This is a genomic window from Bacteroides sp. AM54-2NS (assembly GCF_003602935.1).
GTDB classification, from domain to species: Bacteria; Bacteroidota; Bacteroidia; order Bacteroidales; family Bacteroidaceae; genus Bacteroides; species Bacteroides xylanisolvens.
This window is the reverse complement of record NZ_QTMZ01000004.1, coordinates 43,557-60,243: the sequence shown is the minus strand read 5'-3', so window position 1 is coordinate 60,243 and position 16,687 is coordinate 43,557. Positions and strand designations below refer to the sequence as shown.

Below are 16,687 nucleotides of genomic sequence, written 5' to 3'. Positions count from 1 at the left end.
TGTTAACCCTATGAATTGAAAATAATACAAGATGGAAAAATCAATGATTAGTTTATGCCTCCTAGGCGGATTGGCGATAGGAAACGGGTTTGCCCAAACTCCTTCAAAGCCTAATATATTATTAATCATAGCCGATGACTGCTCCTATTACGATATAGGCTGTTTCGGAGCAGTCAACAACAAGACTCCCCATATAGATGCATTGGCTCGACAGGGGATAAAGTTCAACAGTGCGTATAATTCTGTTTCGATGAGTACGCCTACCCGGCATTGTGTTTATACAGGTATGTATCCGATGCATCACGGCGGTTACGCCAACCATAGCTCGGTCAATGCCGATGTAAAATCTCTTCCCACTTATCTGGGAAATCTGGGTTATCGGGTTGGATTGGCCGGGAAATGGCATATCAAACCTTTGGCTAACTTCCCCTTCGAAAAAGTACCGGGATTTCCTGAAGGATGTACAAGTACAAACACTGACTATCATACCAAAGGTATCGAGAAGTTTATGGAACGTGATGCTTCCCAACCTTTCTGCCTTGTCTTGGCATCTATTAATTCGCACGCTCCCTGGACAGGTGGTGACGCTTCCGTTTTCGACCGGAAGAAACTTCAGTTGCCGCCACAGTTTATCGACACGGAAGTAACACGTGAATACTATGCCAGATATTTGGCAGAAGTCGGCTTGCTCGATCAGCAGGTGGGTGACGCTATGCAGATTCTGAAAGAAAAGAATCTGCTGCAGAACACTCTTGTCATTTTTATATCCGAGCAGGGTACGCAATTTGCCGGAGCCAAATGGACCAATTGGAGTGCCGGTGTCAAGTCGGCGATGGTGGCTCCTGGCCGGGTGTCATTAAACCCGGTACGGAGACTTCCGCTATTGTGCAATATGAAGACCTTCTTCCTACATTTATCGATGTTGCAGGCGGAAAGGTGCCTGACGTAATAGATGGAAAGAGTCTGGTAGATGTATTTCAAGGGAAAACAAAGACACACCATAAGTATGCTTATCATGTTCACAACAATGTTCCGGAAGGTCCGGCATATCCAATCCGTTCTATTTCAGACGGACGCTATCGTCTAATCTGGAACTTGACTCCGAAGGAAACATACGTAGAAAAGCATATTGAAAAGGCAGAATGGTATCTCTCGTGGAAAGCACAGGACACGGATCAGGCACATAAAATCATGAACCGCTATAAGAATCGTCCCGAGTTCGAATTATATGATATCAAGAAAGATCCGTTTGAAATGAATAATCTGGCGGATGTGAAGAAATATAGTAAGAAGAAGGCAGAACTGACGATGGAACTGCAAAAATGGATGAAACAGCAAAATGATACTGGAGCTGATAAAGACCGGCCGCGTGCTCCTAAGAATAGGCAGAAGAAAGCAACCAATGTATAATATTCGTAATGCTACCGCTTGGCTTGCTCTCTGAAAGAGATTTATCTTTTTTATTTCTCATTTCTCATGAAATCTAGATAATGAGTTTATAATCAGTAATATCTGGTATGAGAAATGCTTTCTATACAGGCATTTCTCATACTTTTTACAGATATTTTAACGAAAAAACGGCTATTTCTCATTCGTTTTTCAATGATTTCTCATACATCTGCCCTGTATTCATCCTGCATTTCTCATACATTTCTCATGATGACTGCATAGACGATGGTTGCTGATCTTATTTACATTGAAAACAGATGAAAGGTACTTATCATTCAAACAACCCTATGCCGGCATGTTTTTCATTCGTTATCGTCCAGTTATTGATAGAGCATCTCCATCGTTCCACTAGAGTGACGAGGGTTGCTCACTAGAGTGCATAGATTCGTTCACTGGAGTGAAAAGACTTGTCTACTGGAGTGGAACGATTGAAATGTCAGTCAGATAATCCGGGCATGTCGGTTGGAAAACATGAAGAGATAGGTTATATCATACATAAACTATAGCTTTAATACATTCAATATATGAATAAACTAATCACAATCTCCTCTGCACTTCTTACAGCAGCTGCTGTAAAAGCGCAAACGCCCAATATTGTATTTATATTGGCGGATGACTTGGGTTATGGAGACATCTCGGCCTTTAATCCCGAATCTAAAATCCATACTCCTAACATTGACAAACTGGCCGAGCACGGGATTGCCTTTACGGATGCCCATGCTTCTTCCGCTTTATCCACTCCTTCCAGATATTCTCTCTGACTGGAAAGTATCCGTGGCGAACCAAGCTGAAACGAGGTGGTCTTGATGGCGATTCGCCTGCAATGATTGATCCTGAACGTTGCACAATCGCACAGATGTTTTCTGCCAATGGATATAATACTGCTTGTATTGGCAAATGGCATTTGGGCTGGAGTTGGGGATATACAGGAAATGGCAGAAGCATGAAAGATATAGATTTCTCGCTTCCGATCAAAAACGGACCTACCGACAGAGGATTTAATTACTATTTCGGCATACCGGCATCATTGGATATTTCTCCTTATGTATATGTAGAGAATGATGAAGTGACCTCCATCCCCGATCATGTGATAGAACCCCAAAAGAAGAATCTGGCTTTACTGATGCACGGAGGATTGGCAGGGGCCGATTTCAAACCGGAAGAATGTTTTCCCAACATCATCCGTCATAGCCTGAACTACATCAATGAGCAGAAAGACAGCAAGAAACCATTCTTTTTATATTTGCCTATTACTGCTCCTCACACCCCTATATTGCCTCGAAAGAGTTTCAGGGCAAAACCAGTATCGGTCCTTATGGCGATTTCGTAGTCATGATAGACGACATGGTGCGCCAAATCGTAAAAACATTGAAGAAAAACAAGCAACTGGATAATACCATCATTGTCTTTGCTTCGGATAATGGGTGTGCCGGTTATATCGGCGTGAAAGATATGGAAAAGAAAGGACATTTTCCTAGTTACATCTACAGAGGCTACAAAAGCGATATTTACGAAGGCGGACACAGAATTCCCCTTATTGTCTCCTGGAAAGGAAAATATGGGAAAGAGACAAACAACTCTTTAGTCTCATTGATAGACTTTTATGCCACTTTTGCTCAAATGCTTAACCACAATTTGGAGACAGAAGAAGCTGTTGACAGTTACAGTATGTGGCCGATATTGAGTAAGAAAGGTACTTCTGCACGTAAAGACTTGGTGCACGAAGCGGGAGAGGGGTATTTGTCTTTGCGTACTTCCCAACTGAAATTGGTGTTCTACGGAGGTTCGGGTGGCTTTTCCTATCCTGTCAAACCTTCTGATGTGGCGAAGTTCCCTCCGATGCAATTGTTTGATATCGTGAAAGATCCTTCGGAAAAAGAAAACATTATTGGTGATAAACGTTATGAGAATGAGGTGAAAGAGATGAAGCGGGCTATGAAGCAATATGTAGAGAATGGCCGTTCTACTCCTGGTGAAAAAGTATCGAATGATACGAAGAATAGTTGGAATCAGGTAAAGATCTTCATGCAGGAAGAGGAGGGAATATAATATACTGTATACTTTTTTACTAGTAGGCATGGATTACACGGATCTTACGGAAAGAGAATAAACTTGTCCCTATTAATCCGTGTAATTCGTGCCTGAGTGATGTTAGTCAGTGAGCAAAGGTGCTGGGAAGGTACGCATTGCTCCACTCAAACGCGGATAAGTTTCCCAGATGTCATCTTGAGTCGGATCATCTAAGTAGCGTGTATCTTTGGTCTTTTTAAGTAATTTGTCCATTTCTTTACGTAGATTATTTAGCTTTTCAGTGCATTTACCATTTCCAACTAAATTATGAAGGCAACCGGGATCGGTAGATACATTATACAATTCTTCATAAGGTCGTTTCCCTGCTGCTTTCAGAAAATAAGGATATATTCTCTGTCATCTCTGTTGCTGACAATGAAGTCCCATGCCGGACATTGGTCTATGTCGTAATAAGCACTATGCATTGCTTCTAGTTTTCCTTTTTTATCAATAGCGCAAGGGGCACCTGCAGGCCATCTCTCCGGACGGAAGTTTCTGATATAAAGAAAATCTTTTGTTCTTAATGCACGGCTCGGATATCCCCAATTATTATATCGCGCAGAAGCATGACGTTCTCTTCCTGCAAAAACCATCGTTCTTCCTGTGTCTTTTCTCTTTTTCTGAAGATAGGGTAGTAGCTGATACCTATCATTTGCCCTTTATTTGGTATACCGACTGCATCAAGGATCGTTGGGGCCAGATCGACGCCACTTACAAATTCATCGCTGATACCTCCTTCGTTAATCTTACCTATCCAGCATATAGCCATTGGAATATGGATACCATATTCAAAACAAGTTGCTTTGGCTGCGGGGAAAGGCATTCCATTGTCTGCCATGACAATAATCAGGGTATTTTCTAATTCGCCCTCTTCTTTCAATGTGTCAAGGATACGGGATAATTGGCTGTCGTACCATTCTATTTCCGTTCCATAGTCTAATAAATCTCCTTTTATGGCCTCCTTATCGGGAAGAAAAGAAGGAACTTTTGCATCGGCCAGTTTTCTATTGGCTTTTTCCTAGCTATCCTTTTCATAAGGACGATGCGGCTCACGTGAACCGACCCAGAAATAGAAAGGCTGTTTCTCCTTTCTGGCGTGGAGAAATTCTTTAAAGTTTTGATAATAATCGGTATTGGACACTCCTTTGAAAGGAGGTTGAATGTGTCTTTTATTGTATTCCGGACCTGCAGGGTTATGCTTTCGTCCCGATATTTTCCAGTCGCCGGGACCCCATCCTTTCCCTGTGCAGCCAACATGATAACCTGCTTCCGCCAAAATATCAGGAAAGCATTTATATTTGGCAGGGAAGGAGGAAGCATGAGTGCCTGCTTCTGCTATTTGCCAGGGATAAAGTCCGGTTAAGATAGAAGCTCGCGAAGGACTGCTTCCCGGAGAAGTAACGAACGCATTGTTGAATAACCAGCCGTTACGGGCTACAAAATCAAATGCCGGTGTTTTAGCTATGGGTGATCCGTAAGCCGATGCGTGCGGGTAAGACTGGTCGTCAGAAATGACAAATAGTATGTTGGGTCTGTTGGTTTCGGCTGCATTGAGTGACGGAATTACTAAGGGACCGATTAAGGTGGATAAGAAGATATGCTTGCTGTTCATAAAAATCTCCTTTAAATGAAACATTGCTCTCTGACTGATGACAATGGGAGAGCTTTCTTATTATAAATGAAAATACAGCACCTCGAATTTAAAAATTCAAAGGTGCTGTCTTGATATTCAACAAGGAAAAGAGTATTTATTTAATTTGCTATTTCCTATTTATTCAGAGAGTTACAGATCTGTTGGTTGATTTCTCTGACTTTAGCTTCATTCATCTTGATAACTTTACGGTCATAAGTCATCAGACCGTTGATTTCACCTTCTACGTCTGTTGTCTGGGTATATACGGCAGCAGAGAATCCTTTCTGGATCAATTCCAACAGATGTTTGCCATACTTAATGTATTCGTTCGTTACTTCGTCCGATGTATTGAACTTCACATAACCCCAGTTTTTCTTGTCATTCACCCAAGTGTTTCCTTCTACTACCAAGCCGATACCTCCATATTCACCCAATACGGTAGCACGTCTCGGATCGTAAAGGAACATGTTCGGACCCGGATAGTGGTGAAGGTCGAGAATATCGCCACAAGTATAGTGATTACCACCACTGGCAGGATTCACCAGGCGGCTAGGATCGTATTCTTTAGTCCATGCTACGATTTCCGGAGTCTTGAATTGTCCCCATGCTTCATTGAAAGGAACCCATACGGCGATACTCGGATAAGAATACAGACAGTCGATGATTTCTTTCCACTCTTTGCGGTAGTTAGCCTCCGAAGCAGCGGAACGAATCACTTCTCTGCCGTTAAAGTAGTTGCGTGCCTGCCACTGTGGGCTAGGACCACCGTTCGGCATATCTTGCCATACGATCAATCCTAATTGGTCGCAATGAGTGTACCAGCGTGCAGGTTCTACTTTGACGTGCTTACGTACCATGTTGTAGCCGAAGTCTTTCGTCTTCTTCAAGTCATAAACCAATGCTTCATCTGTCGGTGCAGTATACAAACCGTCAGGCCACCATCCCTGGTCGAGCGGACCGAACTGGAAATAGTCTTTGTTGTTCAATTGCAGGCGAGTGATGCCATTCTGACCTTTGCGGATAGAATATTTACGCATAGCCGTATAACTCTTTACCTGGTCTATTGCTTTTCCGTCCTTATACAGAGTCACTTCCATGTTGTAGAGGAAGGAGAGTCTGGAGACCACAGTTTAGCATTAGCAGGCATTGCCAGTTCAACAGGTACTCCGTTCAACGCTGCGCCTTTGGCTACAAGGTTCTTGCCATCGAATACTTTTACTTCCACTTTGTCTGCTGAAGTTGTATTAGCGGCAACTTCTACCTTAACAGAATTATTGTCAATATCAGGAGTAGTTTTCAGATTAGTGATGTATTGTGTTGCTACCGGTTCCAACCACACTGTTTGCCAGATACCTGTAACCGGAGTGTACCAAATGCCATGAGGATTTGCTATTTGCTTTCCTCTGGGTTGTTCACCACGATCTGAAGGGTCCCATACTTTTACTACCAAGTCATTATTTCCTTTATTAAGTACAGAAGTAATATCGAAATAGAAAGGAGTAAATCCGCCTGTGTGTTCGCCTACTTTTACATCATTCACCCAAACTTCTGCTTTCCAGTCTACCGCACCGAAATGCAACAGGATTTGTTTACCACGCCAGGCAGAAGGAACGTCGAAAGTACGTTGGTACCACAGTTCTTCTTTCTCGTTTATCATTTTGCCTACGCCTGATAAAGACGATTCTACGGCAAAAGGAACAAGAATATCGCCTTGGTAAGCAGCAGGTGCAGGAGTACCTTTGGGAGTGATTGCATATTTCCAAAGCCCGTTCAGGTTTTTCCAGTCGTTGCGCTCCATGATAGGACGCGGATATTCCGGCAATACGTTTTTAGGGTCAAGCTGTTCTCCCCACGATGTCTTGATTTTGTCACCGGCAGGTTTCCATTGAGCAAAAGTCGAACTGCATAAAGCCAATGCAAGCAGCATTGTTAGAAAATTCTTTTTCATGTTCATGGTATAAAAATATAGTTAGTTATTAGATATAAATTCTATTAAAAGGATATTGCAAAGAAAGGGGAATTAAAAGAGAATAAAGGAAATTTGCCGTTCAAAAAACAATAAATTCTCTTCTTTTTGATCAAATTAAAGAGTTTTTGGTGGTATAAAAGGGGAATTGACTGATTTTTATTCTTTATTGAACTCTTCTTTTTGATCAAATTAAAGAGTTTTTGGTGGTATAAAAGGGGAATTGACTGATTTTTATTCTTTATTGAACCGTTATTTTTATATGATATTGGAAATAATGTACACCTTTGTAATGTAATATCAGGATACAAAAATATAATAGTCTTAAAAAGTTTCTTTTATATGAGATTTTATATATTTTTGTATGACCGATGATTGTTAATCTATTCTTATTTGATATTTATGCAGGAACATAGACAAAAATACGTTTGGGACTTTTGGATAATATTCTTTATTATTATTTCTATATTTTATATGGGTTGTACAAGTGGAAAGCCATTTCAATATAGGGAGGAAGTTGCTAAACAAATGTCACTCGCTTTGCAACAGAAAGATGTGTATAATCAAATGAAATTGAATGATATAGATTCTATCCGGAACTTCTTGAATACTAATTCGAACAGGATGACATGTGAAGAAAAGTTTCAGGTCAATGTAGATTTGTATAATGAATTTAAGTTATATTCTTTTGATTCGGCCTTTCATTATGCTACCCAGTTGTGTAGGATAGCTAATGATATAGACAGCTCCGCATATAGAGTAGATGCCAGAACCCGATTGGGATATATTTTAGCGCGAGGAGGCTTTTTTAAAGAAGCTATCGATTCGCTTTCCTCTATTCGAATTGATAAAGAAGTACTGCCTGCAAAGGTCTTGTCAGACTATTATATTAGCTTTGGACGTGTTTACCACGATTTGGCAGATTATACTAAGGATAATGTGTTTTCATCCAGGTATAACCAAATAGGGAATGAACTTTTGATGGAAAGTTTGCCTTATCTTTCCGATTCGTCGACAATCTATTATGTAAGAGGAAAAGTAGCTCTGAAAGAAGATAAGTTAGCTAAATCCAAACAACTTTATCAACGCTCTTTGGAACTATGTGATACTACTGATACGGAAACGCTTTCTGTTCTTTTGTCCACGATGGCGTATGTCAACCGTAAACTGGAACTGAATGATGAGGCTATTCACTATTATGTGAAGGCAGCTGTAAATGATATCCGTAGTGCCACAAAAGAATCAGTGTCTATGAGAGGACTGGCGACTATGCTATACTACTATAAAAATGATGTGAATCTTGCTTCCGAATATATAAATGAGGCTTTTGAAGACGCAACTTTTTATGGAACGCGTCATAGGATTAACGTTATCGGAACATTATTCCCTGTTTTTGTTGGGGAAAAACTGGGTATAGAGCAGGTTAAACGGCAGACTTTTCAAGATAGTTTTATTTTAAGTTCTGTTTTTGCGGTTGTATTAATAATAGCTATCATTTACATTTTGATGCAGATGAAGCATCTGCGACGTTCTCGCCAATTATTGGAAAAGTTGAATTTGAAATTGTCGGAAGCAAACCGGATTAAGAACTCTTATATAGGACATTATCTGGATGCTACTTTTAAACTGGTCAACCAGCTCGATAATTTTGTATTAGTAGGACAGCAAAAACTGGATAGCAAACAGTATGATTCTCTTTCCTCGATGATTCATAATCTGAATTCGGATTTTAACAGGAAAAGTGCATTTGCCGATTTTGACCGGACATTTTTGTCTCTGTTCCCGACATTCGTCGAGAGCTTCAATTCATTGCTTCAACCAGATGATAAGTTTGTTCTGGAAAATAAAGGTGCATTAAATTCTACTTTGCGTATTTTTGCCTTGATCCGGTTGGGAATTACAGAATCTGAACAGATTTCGGAGATTTTGGGGTATTCTGTGAATACAGTTTATAATTATAGAGTTCGCACTCGAAATAAAGCAGTTGATCCTGCAAATTTTGAAAAAGATGTCAGAAAAATAGGTCTTTAGGGTTATATAAGGATGTGCGAATCCCTATATTTTTATCCTTGTTATGGGACGATAAATAATTGATTAATAGTGCTATGTGGGTTGTAAAATCCTATATTTTTATTATACAGCGGGTGTAACCTTATACTTTTCGGTAGGTAATTTCTAATTTTGCCTATGCTTCGATTAACGAAGAATGTAAATGGCTTAAATCAACAAAGAACCGTGAAAAGTATGAAGAACTACAGCAGATTATTCTTATTACATCTAATTGCTTTATTTGGGGTTTCCATCCCGTCTCTGGCAATAGATACAAATTCCTCTTTAAAGCTGCAGAAAGGAAATTTCAAGATTCTACTATCCAAGAACGAAATGGAGCCAGTAAAATTGGCAGCAAAAACTTTATGCAAAGATTTTGAGAAGGTGATGCATTATAAACCTGAAATCTTTCAGAATACTGATGATACACAGCAAATCGATATTGTTATTATAAATGAGGCGGTGGATACCCCTTTGTTTCAGTCACGATTTATCCGTCCTTTGGATGGTTTTGAATCTCACAGGGTATATTGTAGCCCGGAAGAAAAGCGCATTTATCTTCATGGAAAGGATATGCGTGGAGCTATTTATGCCATTTATACTTTTAGCGAGTTATTTTTAGGAGTGCCGCCCTTATGGTATTTTTGCTCGTGGGAACCACAGTATAAGAAACAGGTAGAGATAAAATCAAGCTTTGACTATTTTAAGAAGTCACCACAAGTCAGGTATCGCGCATGGTTTCCTAATGATACAGATTTGTTCAAACCTTGGAGGCGGTTGTCAAAAGAGAATGATGAGCTGTGGCTTGAAACGATGCTTCGGTTAAAACTGAATACGGTAGAATTAGAGGCAACGGTTACTTATCCTGATTATAAACTGAATAGTCAGGCTGCTTTATTACGCAAATATGGACTTGTACTAACTTCTCACCATCATGTTGCTTGCAACAATAATTTAATGAATTGGGCAGGATATTGGCGAAAAGTACGTGGCGTCGAACCACCGGAGCTACTTTTGTCGAATGAGAAAGCTTTGATTGAGTTTTGGCAATATAGTATAGAGACGGTATGTCGCAACAAACAGGAAAACTTGTGGCAGATTGCTTTTCGTGGTGTAAATGACCAACCTTTTTGGGCCGCATTCTCTGATGCACCGAAAGATGATAAGGAACGTGCAGATATTATTAACCGTATGATCCGTATACAGCTGGCTATGATAAAAAAAGCAACCGGTGAAGAGGATCCTTTCGTGCGAATGACCTTTTATGATGAGCTTTCTGATTTGTTGGCTAAAGGTTATTTACAACCTCCAACAGGTAAAAATATGCTCTGGACTTTTGTTGCAGGACGGAGAGATCATTATCCTTATGATGATTTGGTCTCATTCGATACGACGAAACAAGTGAAGCTAGGTTATTATATGAATCTCCAATTTACTTCAACCGGCGCCCATCTGGCTCCTGCAGAAGGCCCTTGGAAAATGGAAGCCAATTATCGTTATGTGAATACCCGCGGTCCGCTAACTTTTTCGGTGGTTAATGCCGGTAATTTAAGGGAGTTTGTGATGGAAATGTCCGCTAATGCTCGTATGATGTGGGATATGCAAGCATATAATACAGATTCTTTCTTGATTGATTTTTGTTCTCAATATTTTGGACAAAAATATGCTGAAGAAGTAGCCAAGCTTTATCACGACTATTACTATGCTTATTGGCAGCAGAAACTGTCTGAATTTCCGGGAATGGAACGTCAGTTTATATTCCAGGATTTGCGTTATTCCCGTGTTTTCGATCAGATAGGTAAACGTTTTAGCGATTTTTCTCCGAATCCGCTCTATGACATAGGATTTGAACGGGTTCCCGGACGTTCATTCCGCATTGATGGCAATAACCAAGTTGATTCATTGATTGCAGGTATGAAAAAGACAGCTGTGCGTTTTGAGGAAGTCTCTCAACGTTGTGAGAATCTTTTAAAACGTTTGCCAAAGCAAGACCAACGTTTTTTTAGGGATAATTTGGCTGCTCCTTGTCATTATATGGCAGCATTGAGCCATTCATTATATCATTTTGTCTCTGCTTATAAAGAAAAAGAAAGTAGTAAGCGCGCAGAAAACCTGGATATTGCTATCCGGCGATTGGAAGAGGCGCGTGATGCACTATATGATACCCAAGAAGGAGTGTTCTCAACTTGGTATGCCGGCGACTCGGCAGATGGTAAATTTAATATTCCAGCCAAGCTTAAACTATTAAGAGAACTGCGTAACAAAATATAATAAGGCAAATCTTTATCATATTCTTTCTCTCCTTGGGAAAGAATATGATGAGGTCATTGATTGAATGATATATTTTAATAGGCGAAAGGCGTAATATATTAAAATGCTAATTCGCTTCATAATAAATTTGTTAATTAAATAGAATCACTATGAGACATCAAAGCATGAAACTAAAGTGGATGTGCCTGCTTTTTCTGTCCCTGTTGCTTTCTCCTCCTTTGCTTTGGGGACAAAATCACAGCATCAAAGGGCAAATAGTAGACGCAAAAAGTAATGAGCCTTTGATCGGTGTGAATATCACCGTTGAGGGAACTTCGAATGGAACCATTTCCGATGTGGATGGTCATTTTACATTAACGGCGACTCCCGATGCTGTGCTAAAGATTTCTTATATCGGATATAGGGAGATACTTTTAAAGGTAGCTGACTTGAAAAAGGATGCTATTATCTCTCTGGAAGAGGATAGTAAGCAATTGGAGGAAGTTGTAGTGGTGGGTTATGGAGTGCAGAAGAAAGTCACCAGCGTAGGTTCCATCACGCAAACCGGTGGTAACGAACTGATGAAAGGTGGTAGTGTAAACTCGGTATCCGAAGCGCTGCAAGGAAAGCTTAATGGAGTGGTAGCCATCAATTCGTCGGGCATGCCGGGCGACAATGAGGTTAAAATGTATATTCGTGGGAAAAGTACTTGGGACAATACCGATCCGTTGGTGTTAGTGGATGGCATCGAGCGTAACATGAATGATGTTGACATGAACGAAATCGAAAGTATCTCCGTGTTGAAAGATGCTTCGGCAACAGCTGTTTATGGTGTTCGTGGTGGTAATGGCGTTATCCTTATCACAACCAAGAGAGGTACTGATACGGCTCCGGTCATCAACTTTTCTGCCAATTACACTTTTAAATCACCGACCACAAGCATGAAGCTTGCTGATCACGTTACTGCCATGCAGGCCTATAACATGGCAATGGCCAACGATGCCAGTTGGGACAAGTTGATACCACAATCTACCATTGATGCATGGAGCAGAGCCTATGCAGAAGGCAACTATGGAGCTTACAACGATGTGTTTCCCTATGTTAACTGGTGGGATGAATTGATAACGGGCGGATTTACTCAAAACTATAATATCAACATACGTGGTGGAACCGACTATATGAAATATTTTGCTTCGGCGGGTTATCAGGGTGATGGAGATATTTACGACCTGAAAAAGAATGACGACTTTGATCCGCGGCATACCTACAAACGGTACAATTGGCGGTCGAATTTCGACTTCAACTTCACCAAGTCTACCAAGCTATCCATTAACATAGCCGGTAGCATGGGTTATCGTAACAAGTCGATTGATAACGACAGTCCCTTTAATCGTATTCTGACCGAATCCACTAGCGACCATCCGATTATGTATTCTGATGGCAATTGGGGTGATGATGAAGAAAAGAATCCGGTGGCCAACATGAATCTGGGAGGTGCCAAACTTCGTAAAACGTTTCAGGGGTGGTATGATGCATCTTTGGAGCAGAAACTGGATTTCATCACCAAAGGATTGAAAGTGGCTGCAAAAGTATCTTATTCGTCTTCGTCGACTACCAATACCGATGTTTATCGTGGAGGAGGCTCTGCCGATCAAGCCTTAAAATCCATTGTCCGGTATCACCGAGTCTATGATTATGCCAATCCGGTGGTCAATACCGATGGGACCATCACCTATCCGATGATAGAAGATAAAAGGCTTCCGACTTCCGAATCGGTGCCTCTGCCTCCCGGTGTGACTATGTGGGACGGATTGGATGCCTATACGCGTCGTTTCTATTATGAATTTTCTGTTGCTTATAATCGATCTTTCAACGATCATAATGTAAGTGCGCTTGCTTTGGTCAACCGTAAAATCTATGACGAAAGGTACACGGAGAACAATACCCAATATATGCGTTTCCCTAACTACAATGAAGACTGGGTGGGGCGTGTCACCTACAACTGGAAAGAGCGTTACCTTACGGAAATGAATATCTCGTATACTGGTTCCGAGAAGTTTGCCCGTGGAGAACGGTTTGGTTTGTTCCCTTCGTTCTCCTTGGGATGGCGGCTTTCGGAAGAACCGTTTATCAAGAAAAGTATAGGCAAGGTACTTACAAATGCCAAGTTCCGTTATTCGTGGGGTAAGGTAGGCTCCGATGCAGGTGCCAAGAGGTGGAACTATATACAGCAGTTTACTTCGGACGGCAACATCACGTTGGGTACAGATGCTTCCGGTCAGATTTGGGGGCCTTTGTATCATGAAGGAGATGTAGCCAACCTCAATTCCACGTGGGAGAAATCAACGAAACAAAATCTGGGTATTGAGATTGGATTGTGGAACAAGCTTGACATCACGCTCGATCTTTTTGACGAAAAACGTAAAGACATTCTGATGGAGCCTCAAACTACTTCTTTCATTACGGGAGCCAAGTTCAATGCATTAAACATTGGTTCCACCAAGAACCATGGATTTGAGTTAGAACTGCATTACAACGATAAAATAGGTTCCGATTTCCGTTATCATGTAGGTTTCACATTGGCCTCGAGCGAGAATAGGGTAGTATTTCGCGATGACCCTGTCAACGGTCCCAACCATTTGAAAGAGGCGGGAAAACCTATCGGGCATCAAAACCGCTACTTGGCGGTGGGTAATTATGAAACTATCGATGATGTATTTAATAATGCGCAGACCGGTTCCATCAATTCGGTAGCTCCCGGTCAGGTGGTGCCTGGCGACTTTATCTACATTGACTTCGATTCCAATGGAATTCTCAATGGTCAGGACAAAGTGGCAGTAGACGAGCTCAACTATCCGTTACACACGTATGGCTTGAATCTGGGCTTTGATTGGAAAGGGTTGAGTTTCAGTGCTATGTTTTATGCGTCTACCGGTGTTTATAAATTGGTAAATTCTGTTTATTCCGCTTCGTTTAAATCCGGGAAAATTAATGCGCAGCCTGATGTGATGAATGCGTGGACACCAGAAACAGCCAATACTAGCGGTGTGAGAGCACCCGCTTTGCACCTGACAAATGACGGTGCTTTTAATGGAACCGAAAGTACTTACCGCTATCAAAACTTCTCGTACTTGAGACTGAAAACCATGGAATTAGGATACAATCTGCCCAAGAAGTGGTTGAAAACGGTAGGGTTGAAGAGTTTGCAAGTTTACGTCACCGGAAACAATTTACTCACTTGGTGGGGCGGCGACGACCGTATTGACCCCGAGGGCGAACAAGCCAAATATCCTATCTTACGTTCGTTTACTTCGGGCGTGCGAGTTTCATTTTAATCTATTAAAACGATGAATTCAATGAAGAAAACATATAAATACGCAGTGGTTGGACTACTCTTCCTGTTTTTGGCAGGTTGCGAAGACTTTCTGGATAAGCGCGAAGACTCCGGTGGGCTGACGGAAGAGGCTGTATATAGCAGTTATGAGTCCATCCGTGGATTTTTGGATCAAGTATATCCTAAATTGGAAGCCTATAACACATTTGAAGGTGCAGATGATGGAAAGAATCAACGCACGTATGTAGGTGTAATGGCGGATGAAATGTCTGCGACATACAATAAAACCGTTTTTGCCAAGTTTTTTTCCGGGGCATGGTTGACTACCGATAAGGCGGCCAATGTGACAGAGATCGGAAATGGCAACAATACTCCCATTGGTAAGGCACTTCCTTCCATACGCATAGTGAATCGGGTCATTGCTAATATTGATAAAGTACCATTGACGGGAGAGCAACGTAATGAAATTCTGGGACAGGCTTATTTTTATCGTGCTTGGTTCTATTTCAACGTCATCAAACGCTATGGAGGTATGCCGATTCTGGATAAAGTATTTGCCGGTGGTGACGACGATATTCCCCGTGTCACCTATCATGAAAGTAGTGCATGGATGATAGGCGATATAGATCAAGCCATTTCCATGCTACCTGACACTTGGCCCGATAACCAGTATGGCCGTCCTACTAAATTAGCAGCTCTGGCATTCAAAGAGATGGCTTTGCTTTATGACGCCAGTCCATTGATGCAGAACGACCTGAACTCTGTTCAAATAAAAAGCTATGATCAGGAACGTGCAAAGGCTGCTGCAAAGGCTGCATGGGCAGCTATCACCTATATGAAGCAGAATGAAGCGAAAACAGGTGTACGACTGGCAACTGCCGATGAGTATATGAACCTGTTTTGGTTTCCCGATACGGAACTCAAGCGTGTAGAGACTATCTGGTGGCGACGCAGAATACCCAGTGATAGCGATCGTTCCAAGACCGCACGTGCTTTCTGGCTTTATGCTGATATGACGGGAGGAACCGGCTCGGAATCATTCGCTATTTCTTGTCCTACACTGAATGCGGTAAATATGTACGAGCGCAAAGGAGCGGATGGTATTTATTATCCGATTAATGATACCCGGTCGGGTTACAAATTCGACCCGGAACATGCTTTCATTGATCGTGATCCTCGTTTCTACAACAACATTCTTATTCCTGGTGATACTTGGGGAACCTATGCAAGTGGCAAGCCCTATTACATTCGTTTGTGGAGAGGTTGCACAGCCTACAATAACTATGGAAGTTCGAAACATACCAACGGACGACAATTATCAGGATTTATGTGCCGGAAGTTTTTATGGCCGGAAGCAAACTATCGCCATGATCAAACGTTAGGAACAACCAAACCGTTCCTGCAAAAGATTGCTCAAACCGTCTTTATCCGTGCTACGCAACTTTACCTTGATTTTGCCGAAGCCTCTTTTGAAGCTACCGGAAGTGCGACCGCTAAAGTAGAAGACTGTGGTATGACGGCAGAAGAAGCCCTTAATACTATTCGCAATCGTATCGGTGTGACGGATATTCCTTCCGACATCGTGTCTGATCCCGAAAAGTTCCGCGAAGCCTATCGTCGGGAACGGGGAGTAGAACTGATGTTTGAGAACCACCGTTGGTGGGATGTTCGTCGTTGGATGATCATGCACACACTGTTTAACGAACCTTATCCGATAAAGGGAGTTTACTTCGATCCTGTAGGCAGTTATGAAGATTCAGCTGACGGCAAGTCTGGTACACGTCCGGCAAGTTTTACTTATACGGTGTTTGACATGGAGAAAGAAATTCGCGGATTCTCGAATATGCGCAACTATTGGTATCCGTTGCCGCAACACGATGTGGATGCACTTCACAATTTGCAGCAGAATCCCGGTTGGTAATAACACTTTAATATT

Annotated in this window: 5 protein-coding genes and 4 pseudogenes; 6 read left to right on the top strand and 3 right to left on the bottom strand. The window is 41.6% G+C overall.

Annotated features, from left to right (window positions below; all coding sequences use genetic code 11):
- The first annotated feature begins 31 nt into the window (after positions 1-31).
- A pseudogene (locus tag DXA05_RS03625) lies at positions 32-1,410 on the top strand (sulfatase).
- 563 nt (positions 1,411-1,973) lie between these two features.
- Positions 1,974-3,498: pseudogene (locus tag DXA05_RS03620) on the top strand (sulfatase-like hydrolase/transferase).
- Between the two features lie 102 nt (positions 3,499-3,600).
- Here DXA05_RS03620 and DXA05_RS26975 read toward each other — a convergent pair.
- The 3 genes and pseudogenes from DXA05_RS26975 to DXA05_RS03610 all read right to left on the bottom strand — a co-directional run bounded on the left by DXA05_RS26975 (position 3,601) and on the right by DXA05_RS03610 (position 7,100).
- Positions 3,601-3,732: a hypothetical protein gene (locus DXA05_RS26975; protein ID WP_284515395.1), complete on the bottom strand. Its 132-nt coding sequence runs from the start codon at positions 3,730-3,732 to the stop codon at positions 3,601-3,603.
- Between the two features lie 307 nt (positions 3,733-4,039).
- Positions 4,040-5,131: pseudogene (locus DXA05_RS03615) on the bottom strand (sulfatase).
- A gap of 155 nt (positions 5,132-5,286) precedes the next feature.
- A pseudogene (locus DXA05_RS03610) lies at positions 5,287-7,100 on the bottom strand (sugar-binding domain-containing protein).
- 546 nt (positions 7,101-7,646) lie between these two features.
- On the opposite strand from DXA05_RS03610, the gene DXA05_RS03605 reads away from it, so the two are divergent.
- From DXA05_RS03605 to DXA05_RS03590, 4 genes are all read left to right on the top strand, one after another.
- On the top strand, positions 7,647-9,149 hold the full coding sequence (locus DXA05_RS03605) for a DUF6377 domain-containing protein (protein WP_241149817.1): 1,503 nt from the start codon (positions 7,647-7,649) through the stop codon (positions 9,147-9,149).
- A 351-nt stretch (positions 9,150-9,500) separates the two neighbouring features.
- Positions 9,501-11,438 carry a glycosyl hydrolase 115 family protein gene (locus DXA05_RS03600; RefSeq protein WP_232305843.1) on the top strand — a complete coding sequence of 646 codons (1,938 nt, stop codon included), beginning with the start codon at positions 9,501-9,503 and terminating at the stop codon, positions 11,436-11,438.
- Positions 11,439-11,587: 149 nt separating this feature from the next.
- Complete coding sequence (locus tag DXA05_RS03595; protein ID WP_128858805.1) at positions 11,588-14,752, top strand: TonB-dependent receptor; 3,165 nt, start codon at positions 11,588-11,590, stop codon at positions 14,750-14,752.
- Between the two features lie 21 nt (positions 14,753-14,773).
- On the top strand, positions 14,774-16,672 hold the full coding sequence (locus DXA05_RS03590; RefSeq protein ID WP_087322861.1) for a RagB/SusD family nutrient uptake outer membrane protein: 1,899 nt from the start codon (positions 14,774-14,776) through the stop codon (positions 16,670-16,672).
- Positions 16,673-16,687 lie beyond the last annotated feature (15 nt).